Source organism: Brachybacterium sp. AG952 (genome assembly GCF_004362645.1).
In the GTDB taxonomy this organism is placed as follows: Bacteria; Actinomycetota; Actinomycetes; order Actinomycetales; family Dermabacteraceae; genus Brachybacterium; species Brachybacterium conglomeratum.
Map to the genome: position 1 here is coordinate 346,702 of NZ_SNXV01000001.1, position 14,425 is coordinate 361,126.

At 74.5% G+C, this 14,425-nt stretch carries 13 protein-coding genes; 7 read left to right on the top strand and 6 right to left on the bottom strand.

Annotated elements, in window-relative coordinates:
- The first annotated feature begins 136 nt into the window (after nucleotides 1–136).
- Together DEU31_RS01605 and DEU31_RS01610 are read left to right on the top strand one after the other, a co-directional pair.
- On the top strand, nucleotides 137–1,873 hold the full coding sequence (locus DEU31_RS01605; protein ID WP_133675269.1) for a dihydroxyacetone kinase family protein: 1,737 nt from the start codon (nucleotides 137–139) through the stop codon (nucleotides 1,871–1,873).
- A gap of 81 nt (nucleotides 1,874–1,954) precedes the next feature.
- Nucleotides 1,955–2,422: a ribose-5-phosphate isomerase gene (locus tag DEU31_RS01610; RefSeq protein WP_010549224.1), complete on the top strand. Its 468-nt coding sequence runs from the start codon at nucleotides 1,955–1,957 to the stop codon at nucleotides 2,420–2,422.
- A gap of 359 nt (nucleotides 2,423–2,781) precedes the next feature.
- On the opposite strand, the gene DEU31_RS01615 is transcribed toward DEU31_RS01610, so the two are convergent.
- The 4 genes from DEU31_RS01615 to DEU31_RS01630 all read right to left on the bottom strand — a co-directional run bounded on the left by DEU31_RS01615 (nucleotide 2,782) and on the right by DEU31_RS01630 (nucleotide 7,622).
- Nucleotides 2,782–4,284 (bottom strand): MFS transporter, encoded by a 1,503-nt coding sequence (locus DEU31_RS01615; RefSeq protein ID WP_133675271.1) that lies wholly within the window; start codon nucleotides 4,282–4,284, stop codon nucleotides 2,782–2,784.
- 305 nt (nucleotides 4,285–4,589) lie between these two features.
- The gene (locus DEU31_RS01620; RefSeq protein WP_133675273.1) at nucleotides 4,590–5,081 is read right to left on the bottom strand and encodes an NUDIX hydrolase; all 492 of its coding nucleotides are present in this window, start codon (nucleotides 5,079–5,081) and stop codon (nucleotides 4,590–4,592) included.
- A 13-nt stretch (nucleotides 5,082–5,094) separates the two neighbouring features.
- On the bottom strand, nucleotides 5,095–6,861 hold the full coding sequence (locus tag DEU31_RS01625; protein ID WP_133675275.1) for a carboxyltransferase domain-containing protein: 1,767 nt from the start codon (nucleotides 6,859–6,861) through the stop codon (nucleotides 5,095–5,097).
- Complete coding sequence (locus DEU31_RS01630) at nucleotides 6,858–7,622, bottom strand: 5-oxoprolinase subunit PxpA (protein ID WP_133675277.1); 765 nt, start codon at nucleotides 7,620–7,622, stop codon at nucleotides 6,858–6,860. Before DEU31_RS01630 ends, DEU31_RS01625 begins: the two co-directional genes overlap by 4 nt.
- Nucleotides 7,623–7,969: 347 nt before the next feature.
- Here DEU31_RS01630 and DEU31_RS01635 point away from each other — a divergent pair, with 347 nt between their 5' ends.
- The 4 genes from DEU31_RS01635 (at nucleotide 7,970) to DEU31_RS01650 (ending at nucleotide 10,866) form a co-directional block, all read left to right on the top strand.
- On the top strand, nucleotides 7,970–8,941 hold the full coding sequence (locus DEU31_RS01635) for a hypothetical protein (protein WP_133675279.1): 972 nt from the start codon (nucleotides 7,970–7,972) through the stop codon (nucleotides 8,939–8,941).
- Between the two features lie 130 nt (nucleotides 8,942–9,071).
- Nucleotides 9,072–9,566 carry a sigma-70 family RNA polymerase sigma factor gene (locus DEU31_RS01640; RefSeq protein ID WP_133675281.1) on the top strand — a complete coding sequence of 165 codons (495 nt, stop codon included), beginning with the start codon at nucleotides 9,072–9,074 and terminating at the stop codon, nucleotides 9,564–9,566.
- Nucleotides 9,563–10,192, top strand: a complete 630-nt coding sequence (locus DEU31_RS01645) for a methylated-DNA--[protein]-cysteine S-methyltransferase (RefSeq protein WP_133675283.1) — start codon at nucleotides 9,563–9,565, stop codon at nucleotides 10,190–10,192. Before DEU31_RS01640 ends, DEU31_RS01645 begins: the two co-directional genes overlap by 4 nt.
- Nucleotides 10,189–10,866, top strand: coding sequence for a DNA-3-methyladenine glycosylase I (locus DEU31_RS01650; protein WP_243733666.1), 678 nt, complete (start codon nucleotides 10,189–10,191; stop codon nucleotides 10,864–10,866). The genes DEU31_RS01645 and DEU31_RS01650 overlap by 4 nt, the downstream gene beginning before the upstream one ends.
- A gap of 36 nt (nucleotides 10,867–10,902) precedes the next feature.
- Here the strand turns inward: DEU31_RS01650 and DEU31_RS01655 are convergent, their stop codons facing one another.
- Nucleotides 10,903–11,967, bottom strand: coding sequence for an NAD-dependent protein deacetylase (locus DEU31_RS01655; protein ID WP_133675285.1), 1,065 nt, complete (start codon nucleotides 11,965–11,967; stop codon nucleotides 10,903–10,905).
- The gene (locus DEU31_RS01660; protein ID WP_133675287.1) at nucleotides 11,964–12,647 is read right to left on the bottom strand and encodes a DedA family protein; all 684 of its coding nucleotides are present in this window, start codon (nucleotides 12,645–12,647) and stop codon (nucleotides 11,964–11,966) included. Before DEU31_RS01660 ends, DEU31_RS01655 begins: the two co-directional genes overlap by 4 nt.
- 414 nt (nucleotides 12,648–13,061) lie before the next feature.
- On the opposite strand from DEU31_RS01660, the gene DEU31_RS01665 reads away from it, so the two are divergent.
- The gene (locus tag DEU31_RS01665) at nucleotides 13,062–14,372 is read left to right on the top strand and encodes an extracellular solute-binding protein (protein ID WP_133675289.1); all 1,311 of its coding nucleotides are present in this window, start codon (nucleotides 13,062–13,064) and stop codon (nucleotides 14,370–14,372) included.
- The last annotated feature ends 53 nt before the right edge of the window (nucleotides 14,373–14,425 follow it).

Genomic DNA, 14,425 nt, shown 5'->3' on the forward strand with positions numbered 1-14,425 from the left:
CCGAGGCGCCGTGGGGGCCGCGGCCCGCCGCCGGCCCCGCGCCCGTCACCAAGGCCGCCGTGCCCGCCCGGCGCCGGCCCAATGGCCGTCGCACATGCCCCCATCCGCACCGACCCCGCCGATCCGGAGAGACCCGATGACCTACCTGTTCGATGACCCCCAGACCTTCCCCTCCGACGCCGTCGAGGGCCTGGTCGCCGCGCACCCCGAGGAGCTGCTGCGCGTGCACGGCGGCGTGGTGCGCGCGAAGCGGACCCCCGCCGGGCAGCCCGCGCTCGTCGTCGGCGGCGGGTCCGGCCACTACCCGGCCTTCGCCGGCTGGGTCGGCCCTGGCTTCGCCCACGGCGCGCCCTGCGGGAACATCTTCTCCTCGCCGTCCTCCGACCAGGTGTACTCGGTCGCGAAGAACTCCGAGAACGGCGGCGGCGTGATCCTCGGCTTCGGCCACTACGCCGGGGACGTGCTCCACTTCGGCGTCGCCGCCGAGAAGCTGCGCGCCGAGGGCATCGACGTGCGCATCGTCGCCGTCAGCGACGACATCGCCTCCGGCCGCGAGGGCGAGCACCGCGATCGCCGCGGCATCGCGGGCGACCTGCCCGTCTTCAAGGTCGCCGGAGCCGCGATCCAGGCCGGCGCCGACCTCGACGACGCCGAGCGCCTCGCCTGGAAGGCGAACGACGCCACCCGCTCGCTCGGCGTCGCCTTCGACGGCTGCACCCTGCCCGGCGCGGAGGACGCGCTCTTCCACGTCCCCGAGGGGCGGATGGCGATCGGCCTGGGTATCCACGGCGAGCCCGGCATTGACGAGCAGCCCATGCCGAGCGCGAAGGAGCTCGCGAAGGTGCTGGTCGACGGCGTGCTCGGCGAGACCCCCGAGCTCGACTCGGACCGCGTCGCCGTGGTGCTGAACGGTCTGGGCACCGTGAAGTACGAGGAGATGTTCGTGGTGTGGAAGCACGCCTCGCAGCTCCTGCAGGAAGCGGGCCTGACCATCGTGCGCCCCGAGGTGGGTGAGCACGTCACGAGCCTCGACATGGCCGGGCTGTCCCTGACCGTGATGCGCCTGGACGAGGAGCTCGAGCAGCACTGGCTCGCCGCGGCCGACGCCCCCGCCTTCCGTCGCGGCGGCACCGTCGAGGGCGACCTCGGCACCGAGCGCACCGAGATCTACACCCCCGGCGAGGACCCGATCCCGGACGCGTCCGACGAGTCGAAGGAGTCGGCGCAGCGGATCGCCGGGATCCTCGCCGACGTCGAGGCGCTGCTGGTCGAGCTCGAGCCGGAGCTCGGCCGGATGGACGCGATCGCCGGCGACGGCGACCACGGCCAGGGCATGGTCCTCGGCGCGAAGGCCGCCCGCAGGGCCGCCGACCGGGTGATCGCCGGCGGCTGCGGCGCCCGCACCGTCCTCGTCCAGGCCGGTGCGGCCTGGTCCGCCGAGGCCGGCGGCACCTCCGGCGCGCTGTGGGGCGCGGCGCTGACCAGCCTCGGCAGCGCCTTCTCCGACGACGCCTCCGTCTCCGGCGAGCACCTGCTCACCGGTCTGGTCCAGGCCGTCGAGGCCGTCGAACGGCTCGGCGGGGCGAAGCCCGGCGACAAGACCATGGTCGATGCGGCCGTGCCCTTCCGCGAGGCGATCGCCCTCGCCCGGGCCTCGGGCGCCGAGAAGGGCGACGGCGCCGCCGCCTCCGCCTCCCGGACGGTCGAGACCGCGGCGGCCCGCGCCGTCGAGGCGGCCGAGGCCACCGCGGACATCTCCGCGACCCTGGGCCGCGCCCGCAACCACGGCGACAAGTCCGTGGGCACCCCCGACCCCGGCGCGATCTCGTTCTCGAAGATCGTCACGCTGCTGGCCGAGAAGCTCTCGGCCTGAGCGGGGCGGCCGCGGCGCCTCACTGCGCCGTCGCCTCCGTCTCACTTGCACTTCCGTCATTCGTCACCGAAGGAGAACATCATGGCTCTGACCATCGTCACCGGTTCCGACAACGCCGGCTACGGCCACAAGTCCGCGCTCAAGGAGCTGCTCGAGAACGATCCCCGCGTCGAGAAGGTCATCGACGTGGGCGTGACCGGCCGTGAGGACGGCACCTATTACCCGAACGTCGCGGTCGAGGCGGCGGAGAAGATCGCCGCGGGCGAGGCGGACCGTGCGCTGCTGATCTGCGGCACGGGCCTGGGTGTCGCGATCGCGGCGAACAAGGTCTCCGGCATCCGCGCCGTGACCGCGCACGACCTCTACTCGGTGCAGCGCTCGGTGCTGTCGAACAACGCGCAGGTCCTGTGCATGGGCGAGCGTGTGATCGGGCTGGAGCTCGCGAAGGAGCTGGTGAAGGTGTGGCTCGACCTCGAGTTCGACCCGGAGTCCTCGTCGGCGGCGAAGGTCGACGCGATCTGCGCCTACGACGGCTCTCTCGACAAGTGAGCGGACGCCGGGCCCGGGCCCGGCATGGTGCCCCGGGCTCGGGAACGGGTTGACCGGCTCGGGGAGTGGCTCTGTCCCGGTGCTCCGGGCTCGGCACCCCGGGCTCGGGCTCGGTATGACCGGTTCGGCCCCGGCACGCGGGCCGGCGGCGTCCCCTCACCCCGCACGCGCCTATCACCGGCCAGTTGATCGACGTCGGGTACCAGGACCGCGCCAGTTGTTCGACGTCCGGTACCAGGAAACTGGTACCGGACGTCGAACAACCTCTGCCGCGCGGTACCGGACGTCGAACAACACGTGCCTGGTGACGCGGGGCGCTGATCGTCGCAGCCCCCTGCCGTCGCGGCAGCGCCGGAGACCTACTCCGCCAGCGCCTTCCCCCGCTGCTCGGGCAGGGTGAAGGCCGCGGCGGCGGCGACGGCGAAGGCGAGCGCGAACACCCCGAAGGCGAGCCACTGCCCGCCGGCGAGCACCAGCGCCGGCACCAGGAACGGGGCGATGATCGAGGCGAGGCGGCCGAAGGCGGCGGCCGCGCCCGTGCCCGTGCCGCGCACCGCGGTGGGGTAGAGCTCCGGGCCGATCGCGTACAGCGCGCCCCAGGCGCCGAGGTTGAAGAAGCTCAGCAGGCAGCCGGCCACCAGGATCATCGCCTCGGAGTCGGCCATGCCGTAGCCCACGGCGGACAGCGCCGAGCCGGCGAGGAAGATCGTGAGGGTCCAGCGCCGTCCCAGCACCTCGATCAGCCAGGCCGCAGCGGCGTAGCCGGGGATCTGGGCGAGCGTGATGATCAGCGTGAAGGTGAAGGACTTCGTGAGGTCGAAGCCGCGGTCCACCAGCAGCGTCGGGATCCAGATGAACGCGCCGTAGTAGGAGAGGTTGATGCAGAACCACACCACCCACAGCCCGGCGGTGCGGGCGCGGAGGGACGCCGACCAGATGCCGCCGGTCGCGACCTGATCGGCCTCCGGCACGACGCCGACCGCGTCGGCGGAGACACGGCCGGACCCGTCGGCGGCGACGATGCCCGTCTCCTCGACGGGCAGCGTCACGGCGGAGTCCGTGGATTCTGCCGCGCGACCGATCCTGCCGGGACCGTCGGCGGCGGGGGCCTCGGTGGACGCCTCGACCTGCGAGGGCGCCCCGATCCCGGCGGAGGCCTCGAAGTCGCGGACGATCCGCTCGGCCTCCTCGTGACGGCCCTTCGTCTCCAGGAAGCGCACGGACTCGGGCATCCCGAGACGGATCACCAGCGAGTAGACGGCCGGGATCATGCCGAGCGCGAGCGCCCAGCGCCATCCGGCCGGCCCCGACGTCGCCACGAACGTGCCGATCACGGCGGCGAGGATCCAGCCGCCGGCCCAGAACGCCTCGAGCCACACGATGATCCGGCCGCGGATCCGGGCAGGTGCGAACTCGCTCATCAGCGTCGAGGCGACGGGCAGCTCGGCGCCGAGCCCCAGGCCCACCACGAAGCGCAGCGCGATCAGCGCGCCGACGCCCAGGGCGAGTGCGGAGGCGCCGGTGGCCAGGCCGTAGACGAGCAGGGTCAGGGCGAAGACGGAGCGTCGGCCGATCCTGTCGGCCAGCAGCCCGCCGAGGCTCGCGCCGATCGCCATCCCGGCGAAGCCGGCGGAGGCGATGAGGGACCCGTCGGACTTCGCGAGGTCCCAGTGGACGGTGAGCGCGGCGATGACGAAGGAGATCAGGCCGACGTCCATCGCGTCGAGCGCCCAGCCGATGCCGGAGGCGCCCAGCAGCTTGCCGTGCTTGCGGGTGAAGGGGAGGCGATCCAGGCGCTGCGACCGGGTGAGCGGCCGGCTGACCGGGGCCGCGGACTCCGGGGCGAGGGGGGAGGGGCTCATGTCATCTCCGACGACGAGGGGAGGGGTGGGCACATCATGGCCCACCGCGACCGCTGCATCGTGCGGTGTGGATCACACTGTCGGGCGGTGCGGCGCGCTGCCGGAGGCAGGACTCCTGGTCAGGGTGAGAAAAAGTGGGACGTCTCGGAATGGTTGCGGTTCGGGGGTGTCTCGCGCGGTCTCGGCACGCGGGACGATCGGCGGCCGACGGGCGTCGCGCCCGAGGGCATCGTCGCCGGCGAGCTGCCGCGCCCGACGGGTGCCGTCGGCCGTTCGGCCTTGGACCTCCCGACGGGACCGACAGGTCAGCGCCGGGAATGGGAGACCAGGTCCACCTCGGCCTCGCCGCGCAGCACCGCGAGAGCGCGCCGGGCACGGGCGGCGCCCCAGGTCGACAGCAGCTCCGCCCGGTCCTCCTCGATGAGCGCCCAGTCGTCGAGCTCCGAGGCCTGCGGCACGATCTCCGCCTCGAGTTGTGCGCGCGGGATCACGCCGGCGTCGAAGATGAAGTGCACGCCCATCGGCGCGCTGCGCACGGGACTCGCCGGCAGCCAGTCCACGGCGAGAAGGCGACCCACCTCGACGTCCAGGCCCAGCTCCTCCATGACCTCGCGCTGGGCGCACTGCCGGGCGTCCTCGCCGGGATCGACCCCGCCGCCGGGCAGCAGCCAGTGCAGGCGGTAGTTCGGCTTCTCGATGACGAAGCGGTCGTCCTCGTCGCGCAGGATCACCGCTCCCGAGGTGATGACCTTGGGCAGCGAGGCGAAGTAGGCGGGGTCGGGGAGGAGGCGCGGCATGCCGTCCATCGTGTCATCGGCGGGCGGGTGGCGACCAGCGCGTCCCGTCGCCGTCCGTGGTGACGAAGCGCAGGCGGATGCCCGGCCCCGCCTGGGCGAGACGGTCCAAGCCCTCTCGCGTGACCACGGCGATCACCGGGTAGCCGCCGGTGGTGGGGTGGTCGGGGCCGAACACGACCGGGAGACCCGAGGGCGGCACCTGGACCGCCCCGGGCAGCATCGGCTCGCTCGGCACGGACGCCGCGCCCGAGGGGACCGGCATCGCCGGCCCGTCGAGTCGCACCCCGACACGGTCCGAGTCGGGTCGCACGGTCCAGTCCGTGCCGAGCAGCGCCTCGACCGCCTCGTCGCCGAGCAGCTCGGCGCGCGGCCCGATGAGCACGGGGATGCGGACGGCGTCCCCGTCGGCCCCTTCGGGGGCGTCCGGCGCGGTCCCCGCCGGGGCGACGACGGTCGGCACAGCGTCGAGGCCCCGCTCGGGGCCGACGAGCAGCAGGTCACCGTCCTGCAGCGGATCCGGGCCGAGGCCGGAGAGGGTGTCGCGGGAGCGTGCGCCGAGCACCTCGAGCAGCTCGTCGTCGGCGGGATCCTGCCGCCTCACCTGCGTGATCCCGCCCCGGACCGCGAGGACCAGCCGCAGCCCGTCCGCGGCCGGGCCCACCTCGATCCGGTCGCCGGGGTCCAGGGCGAGAGCCTGCTCGCGGGAGGCGTCGGCCGGCAGCGCCACATCGCCGACCTCTTCGTCGCCGCGCCCGATCCGCACCGGAGCCTGAGCCCCGGAGACGGCGACGACCGTCGGCGCGGCGGCGCGCAGCGCGAGCGGACCCAGCAGGATCTCGAGCCCGGCGGCGCCGGGGGGATTGCCGACGGCGCGGTTCGCGCGCTGCAGGGCGCCGCGGTCGAAGGCCCCCGACCGGCTCACGCCGATCGCCGCCCGCCCGGGCCGGCCGGCGTCCTCGACCAGCGTCAGCGGACCGGGGGAGAGGATCTCGAGCGCGGGACGGGAGCTCGTGCCCGGGCCCGCGCCGCGATGGAGCCCGAGCCGGGCGGGGACGGCGGCGGCCTCCCGGGCGGCGCGGGCGAGGGCTGCGGCGGTCGCGGCGGTCGGACGGGAGGCGGCGCGCTGCGGCGTGAAGCGCACCCGCGTGCCGGGGCTGAGCAGTGCGGGCGGCTCCCGGTGCACGTCGAACAGGGGCGCGTCGCTGCGGCCGATCAGCTGCCAGCCGCCGGGGGAGGGGCGCGGGTAGATGCCGCAGTAGCGGGAGGCGAGGCCGACGGCGCCCGCGGGCACCGACGTGCGGGGCTCGGCGCGGCGCGGCACCTCCCAGGGCGGGCCGGACGCCTCGTGCGGATCGTCGGCGACCAGATAGGGGAAGCCGGGCGCGAAGCCGCCGAAGGCGACCGCCCACGTCGCCCCGGAATGCGCGCTGATCAGTGCGTCCGTGCTCATCCCGAGTAGCTCCGCGACCTCCTCCAGGTCCTCGCCGTCGTAGACGATGCCGATGCTGGTCTCGCCGCTGCCGCTCTCCTCACGCGCGGCGCGGGGGAGTCGCGAGAGCAGGTCCGCGAACAGGCGCACGTCGCGCGGCGCCGCGCCGTGCAGCAGCAGGGTGCGCTCGGCGGGGACGAGCTCCAGCAGGTGTGCGGGGGAGAGGGCGCGCACGGCCGCGGCCGCGGCGAGCACGGCGGGGGTGTCGGGATACTCGGCGAGGATGCTGGTCTCCCCGGCGCGGTGCACGCGCAGCGGGGGAGGGAGGGTGTCCGTTGCCCCGTCCCTCACAGCGCTGCCTTCAGGTCCACGCCCGCCTCCTCGAGTCGGGCCCGCACCGCCCGGGCGAGCTCGACGGCGCCGGGGGTGTCCCCGTGCAGGCACAGCGACCGCACCGGCAGATCGACCCAGGTGCCGTCGGCCGTGCGCACCCCGCCCTCGGTCGCGATCGACAGCGCCTGGGCCGTGACCGCCTCGGGGTCGGTGAGCACGGCGCCGGGCCGCGTGCGCGGGGTGAGGGTGCCGTCGGGGAGATAGGCGCGGTCGGCGAAGCCCTCGAGCACCACCGGCAGGCCCGCCGCCTCTGCCGCGGGGACGACCACGGCGCCGGGCGCCGCGACCAGGGGCAGGCCGTCGAGCTCGCCGAGCGCCCTCACCACCGCGCCGGCCTGCGCCTCGTGACGGGCGAGCGCGTTGTACAGGGCGCCGTGGGGCTTCACCCCGCGCACGCTGGTCCCCTCCGCGCGGGCCATCGCCTGCAGCGCCCCGACCTGGACGACCACCTGGTCCGTGAGGTCATCAGGGGCGATCTCGAGGAAGCGCCGGCCGAAGCCCTGCAGATCCGGATAGGCGACATGCGCCGTGATCGCGACGCCGCGTGCGGCGGCTGCCCGGCAGGCGGCGCGCATCGTCGAGCCGTCCCCGGCGTGGCCGCCGCAGGCGATGTTCGCGGTGGTGACGACCTCGAGCATCGCGGCGTCGTCCCCCATCGACCAGTCGCCGAAGCCCTCCCCGAGGTCGGCGTTGAGGTCGACGACGGCGGTGGCGGTCATGGGCGGGCTCCTTCGTCCGACGGCGGGGTCCTCCCCATTGTCGGCCCCGACCGCGCGGACGTCACCTCGCCCTGCGTCCGACGGGACGCGCGGGCGTCATGCCGCGCGTTCGCATGCCCCGGCGCGCGAGCGTTCCCCCGACCTTCTGCGCCCGGGACGACTCATGGACGCCGCGATATGAGTCGCCACCGGCACAGAACCTGGCCGGCCGGGGTCCGGGGCGGCGGTGGCTGGTGCGGCCCCGCACCGAGGGCCGGAGCCGAGGTGCTGCACCGCTGAGGACCCGTGCTGGCGACGAGATGAGTCCTCAGCGGCGCAGAACCTGCGGCCCCCGATAGCCTCGGGGGATGAGCGCGACCCCGGCGTCCCCCGCCCCTGACGCGTCGGCCGAGGCGTCGACACGGATCCCCGACCTCCCCGCCGGGATCGGCGGCACCGATCCGACCGCACCGCTGCAGTACACCGCCGAGGACGTCGCTGCCGCCCGTGACCTGCTCGAACGGGTGCGGAGAGGAGAGGCGACGGGGTCGGACGTCGCGCCTCGCCCGTCCGACCCGTCGGCCGCGCAGGAGGCCACTGCGGTGGTGACCCTGAGCGATGAGCAGATCGCCGCGCTCGACGGGTACGAGCGCCGCCAGTTCGTGGCCCTGCCCTGGCTCGACGCGCAACCCGAGCAGCGACGCGTCGCCGCGGCCGTCGCGCTGCGCGGCATGATCGCCGGCGGTCAGGTCCTCACCCGCACCGCCCGGCACGAGGAGGGGCCGCGCTGGCGGGCCAGCCCCGAGATCTCCGGCTGCCTCGTGCTGCGTCGCACCGCGGAGTCGTTCACCACCGCCGAGCGGACCGTTCGCACCGAGGCCGGGCCGCAGGTCCATCGCCTGCACTGCTACAGCCACCCCGGCGGGGTGCTCGAGGAGGAGACGACGGCCGACGGCCTCCACCGCTTCACCGTGCTCCGCGCCGAGGAGGCGACCGTGCGCCTGGCCGCCTTCCTCGACCCCGCGGGCCTCGCCGATCCCGCCGCCGATGCCGAGTCCGACGCCGGCGGCAGCGTCCACGTGCGCGGCTCGGAGCTGCCCGCCCACCCGCTCGCCGCGCAGCTGGCCGCGACCCGGGCGCTGACCGTCCTGACCCGCGTGCGCACGGCTGACGGGACCGTCCAGCAGCTCAGCGCCTACGCGACCGCCGGCGGGATGCTCACCATGGAGGCCCTCGACCCCGGCGTCGAGGACCCCCGCCTCGAGTTCCGCCGCGTCGGCCCCGCGTCCCTGCGCGCGCTCGCGACGGTGCTGGTCAGCGGCCAGGGCGCGCCGCAGTGACGCCGCCGGCGGGGGAGTACTCGCGGTCATCGGCGCGGGGGTCGACGCCGCTCCCAGGACCGCCCTCCGCGCCTCGATCGGACCCGGACCTCACATCCCGGGCCGCCCGCGCGTCTGCCGGGTGATGACCATGAAGATCCCCTACGAGACCGCGGTCCAGCGGCACGGCCCCACCGTGCTGCGGGTGTGCTGCGCCGTGCTCGGCCCGGGACCCGACGCCGAGGACGCCTGGGCGGAGACGTTCCTGGCGGCGCTGACCTCCTGGCCCGATCTCGCGGAGGACACCAACGTCGAGGCCTGGCTGGTGCGCGTCGCCCATCGCAAGGCCATCGACGTCACCCGCCGCCGGGCCCGGCACGCCGTGCCCACGGACGACCTGCCCGAGCAGACCTCCCGCCGCGGGAACCCCGGCCGGGACGACGGGGTCTGGACCGCCGTCGCGGCCCTGCCCGAGCGGCAGCGGCTCGCCGTCGCCTATCACTACCTCGGCGGACTCCCGCACGCCGAGACCGCCGCCCTGATCGGCGGGAGTGCCGAGGCCGTCCGCCGCGCCTCGGCCGACGGCATCCGAGCCCTGCGTCGGACCTTCGCCGCAGGCGACGACACGGAAGGAGCCGCGCGATGACCGATACCCCGAGCCTCCCCGAGCACCTCACGACGAACGAGCGGGAGGCGCTCTTCCCGCTCCCCGACCCGGCCCTGGCAGGACTCCGCGCCCGCCTCGTGCAGCAGGCCGACGACGCCGGCCTCGTCGAGGTCGCCTATCGCACGCTCGACACCCCCGTCGGCCCCCTCCTGCTCGCCGCGACCGCGCAGGGCCTGGTCCGCGTCGCCTTCGAGCGTGAGGGCTTCGACGCCGTGCTCGCCGCACTCGCGACGAGGGTCAGTCCCCGCGTGCTGGAGGCGCCGCGCCGGCTCGACCATGCGGCCGCCGAGCTGGAGGAGTACTTCACCGGCGCCCGCCGCCGCTTCGACCTGCCGCTGGACCGCGCCCTGTCCACCGGCTTCCGCGAGAAGGTCCAGCGCGTCCTGCCGCAGATCGACTACGGCTCCACCCGCTCCTACAAGGAGATCGCCGAGCTCGTGGGCAGCCCGCGGGCCGTCCGCGCCGTCGGCACCGCCTGCGCCACCAACCCGCTGCCGATCGTCGTGCCCTGCCATCGCGTGCTGCGCACCGACGGCGCGCTCGGCGGCTACGTCGGCGGCCTCGACGCGAAGACCGCCCTGCTGACCCTGGAGAGGACCGCATGACCGCCCCCGACCCCCGCACCGGCCCCGACACCGGCGCGCGCCCCGACGCGGACCCTCGCACCGGCACCGGCACCGGCACCGGCACCGGCATCGTGATCGGCGAGGACGGCCTGGCCCGCCCCGCCTGGGCGGCGAGCGACCCGATGCTGCGCGAGTACTACGACACCGAGTGGGGCATGCCCGTCCGCGACGAGCAGGGCATGTACGAGCGGATCAGCCTCGAGGCCTTCCAGGCCGGGCTGTCCTGGGCGACGATCCTGCGCAAGCGGCCCGCCTTCCGCACTGCCTTCGACGGCTTCGACCCCGAGGTCGTCTCCCGCTACGGTGAGGCGGAGGTCGAGCGGCTCATGGCCGACGCCGGCATCGTGCGCAACCGCGCGAAGATCCTCGCGACCATCACCAACGCGAAGGCGACCCTGGCGCTGCGGGAGAAGGGCGGGCTCGTCGACCTCGTGTGGTCCTTCCAGCCGGGGACGACCCCCGCCCCGAGGACCGTCGCCGAGATCCCCACCCGATCGCCGCAGTCGACGGCGCTGTCGAAGGCCCTGCGCAAGGAGGGCTTCGCCTTCGTGGGGCCGACGACGATGTTCGCGCTGATGGAGGCCGTCGGCATCCTCGACACCCACCTGCTGGGCTCGCACCGCCGCGGCGCCTCCGGCGTCTGGGAGGCCTGAGGGTCCGGGCGGGGCCGACGGGACGGCCGGTCCGGATCAGCCCGCCGCGCCGTGCTCGACGCCGCCCGTGGCGTCGTCCGTCGCGCCGAGCTCCGCGCCGACGGCGCCGGCCCACTGCGCGAGCACGTCCTCGAGGCGGCCATGGACGCGCAGGGACGCGTCGGGATCGGCGCGGGTCGGGCCGTCGTTGAGGATCACCACCGGCTTGCCCTGCTTCCGAGCGGCGCGCACGAAGCGCAACCCCGACTGCACCGTCAGCGAGGAGCCCAGCACCAGCAGGGCGCTCGCCTCCTCGAGCGCGGCGAAGGCGGAGGCGACCACCTCGCGCCGGGCGGACTCGCCGAAGAAGACCACGTCGGGCTTGAGGATCCCGCCGCACAGCGGGCAGGGCGGGTAGCGGAAGGAGCTGGTGCGGTCGACCTCGGCGTCCCCGTCGGGCGCCTGGGCGGCATCGGCTGCGAGCTCGGGCAGGCGGGCCGCGAGCTCGGGGTTCATCGCGAGCATCCGGGCGTGCAGGGCCGCGCGCGAGGAGAGGGCGCCGCACTGCTGGCAGCGCACCCGGTCCAGGCGTCCGTGCAGGTCGATCACGGGGTCCGAGCCGGCGGCGGCATGCAGGCCGTCCACGTTCTGGGTGATCACGGCGGTGACGGGGAAGGCGGCGGGGTCCAGGGCCGCGAGCAGTCGGTGGGAACGGCCGGGCCGGGCGCTGCGGAACTGCTCCCAGCCGACGGTGGAGCGCGCCCAGTAGCGGCGCCTTGCGAGGTCGTGCCCCATGAACTCCTGGTAGGTCATGGGGGAGCGGGGCACCGCATCGCGGCCCCGGTAGTCCGGCAGACCCGAGCCCGTGGACATCCCCGCCCCGCTCAGCACCGCGACCGGCCGGTCCCGCAGCAGCGCGAGCGCCTCGTCGATCTCGTGGTCGTGGCTGCGCAGGCCGTAGCGCGCCCCCTCCATCGGCCCCCAGGCGGGCAGACGCGGCCCGCCGCGGGTCGGACCCGGGCCGTCCAGCGGGCGGGAGGTCGCGGTCGCGAACCAGCGGCCGACGTCCGCCGCGGGACCGGCGAGGCCGGAGCGGGGCGAGGTGTCCTCGGCGCGACTCATTCCTCGAGCGTAGAGCGCGAGTCCGTCGCCGTGGCGCCATCGGCGCCGGAGGTCACTCCATCCTCCCCGTCGGCCCGGTCCCGCCGCGAGCGGATCCGCTGGGTCGCCAGTCCCACCAGGGCGAGGACCCCGATCCCCGCCACGATCGAGGAGTAGATCCGCACGAAGCCCTCGAGCGCCTCGCCGCCGGCCTGTCCGAAGGCGTAGCCCGCGACCACGAACACCGCGTTCCAGATCGCGGAGCCGATCCCTGTGGCCAGCGCGAACAGCCACACGGGCATCTTCTCGATCCCCGCCGGGACCGAGATGAAGGTGCGCACCATCGGCACGAAGCGCGCGAGCGCCACGGCGGGGAAGCCCCAGCGCTCGAAGAACCGCATCGCCATGGTCACGTCCTTCTCCTCGAGCAGCGGGAGGCGTCGCACGAGCGCCGTGGTGCGCCGCAGCCCGAGCGCGCGCCCCACCGCGTACACGCCGAGCCCGCCGAGGACGGAGCCGAGCGTGGTCCAGAAGATCGGCACCAGCACGTGCTGGCCGTTCGCCGCGGCGGTGACGCCGGCGAAGGGGAGCAGCACCTCGCCGGGGACCGGCGGGAACAGCGCCTCGGAGGCGATCACGAGCGCGGTGCCGGGACCGCCCAGGAATTCCATCAGGGCGATCGCCCATGCCGTGACGTCCACAGGGGCCTCCCGTCCTGGCACATCGGCTGGCGCGTGCACCGTAGCGGGGGACGGTGGAGGGCAGGTGAACGGCGCGTGGCGACAGACCGGGCGCGCCCCCACCAGCGGCCTTGCAGAGGCGTGCTGCAACTTTGCAGCGACCTGTTGACAACGATGGAATGAAGCGCTTTCCTAGTGGTGATCCACCCCGCTCCAGCGTGATCGACTACCCCTGACCATGCTGAGTGGCTGCCCATGAAGGTGATGAAACCTTTCATGGTTCTGGGTCGCTGCGGCTGATCGTCGCCTCGTCCCCTGTCGGGCCTCGGACCCCGCACGGTCCCCGGCCCCTCGCCCCCTCCTGTGCGCGATGACCACGGCGGTCACCGCACGACCGCCGTCCCCGACGACCGCACGAAGATCAAAGGAGATCTCATGATCGACCGACGCTCAGCCCTTGCCCTCGGCCTCGCCGTCCCTGGACTCGCCGGCCTCGCCGCCTGCGGGCCCAACGCCTCCGGCGGGACCGGGGGCGGCGGAGGCGGCGGCAGCGCCGACTCCGGCTCCCTGCGCCTGGCCTGGTGGGGCAACCCCACCCGCAACGAGAACACCGAGAACGCGGTGGCCGCCTACAAGGAGTCCGCCCCCGACGTCACCATCTCCCTCGAGCCGGGGGAGTGGAGCGGCTACTGGGACAAGCTCGCCACCCAGACCGCCGGCGGCGACTTCCCCGACGTGGTCCAGATGGACGAGAAGTACCTCGCCGAGTACGGCGAGCGCGGCGCCCTGCTCGACCTGGCCGGCGCGGGTCTCGACACCTCCGAGTTCGTCGAGGGCTCCGTCGAGGTGGGCGAGCTGGCGGACGTCGGCCTCGCTGCGATCAACGCCGGCCTGAACGCCTTCGCCTTCGCGATCAACCCCGTCGTGTTCGAGCAGGCTGGCGTCGAGATCCCCGACGACACCACCTGGACCTGGGACGACGTGATCGACACCGCGGTCGCGATCTCCGAGGCGACCCCCGACGGCACCTGGGGCATGACCCAGGTGGGCTCCGTCCAGGGCCTGTTCCAGGTGTGGGTGCGCCAGGCCGGCCAGGACCAGTACAAGGACGGCGCGGCGGGCTTCGACGCCCCCACCGCCACCGCCTGGTTCGAGTGGGCCAAGCGCATCCAGGACAGCGGCGCCGGGCCCGACGCCTCCACCTCCGTCGAGGACGCCGCCGCCTCCATGGATCAGTCGCTGTTCAACACCGGCAGGATCGGCATGACCGTGCTGTGGTCCAACCAGGTCGTCGCCCACGACGCGCTGGCCGAGAAGGGGATCCTCGTGCTGCGGCCGCCGTCGGTCGCGGGCTCCGCCGCCGAAGCTCAGCTCTGGTACAAGGCGTCGATGTACTGGGCCGTCTCCGCCAAGAGCGCGAACCCCGAGGCCGCCGTCGCCTTCGTCGACTTCCTCGTGAACTCGCCCGAGGCCGGGAAGGTCCTCTCCGTGGAGCGGGGCGTGCCCGGCAACCTCGCCGTGCGTGAGTCGATCGTCGGAGACCTCGACGAGTCCAGCAAGAAGGCCGTGGACTTCCTGAACGCGATCGAGTCCGAGCTCGGCGCCCCGCCGGAGATCACCCCGCAGGGCGGCGGAGAGTTCGAGGCCATCCTCACCCGCGCCTCCGACGACATGCTCTTCGGCACGATCACCGCCGAGGAGGCCGCCCAGCGGCTCCTCGACGAGCTGTCCGCGGCCCTGTCCTGACCCCCACCGACCACCGGCTCGCCAGGGGCCGGGCGAGCACCGCTCGGCCCGGC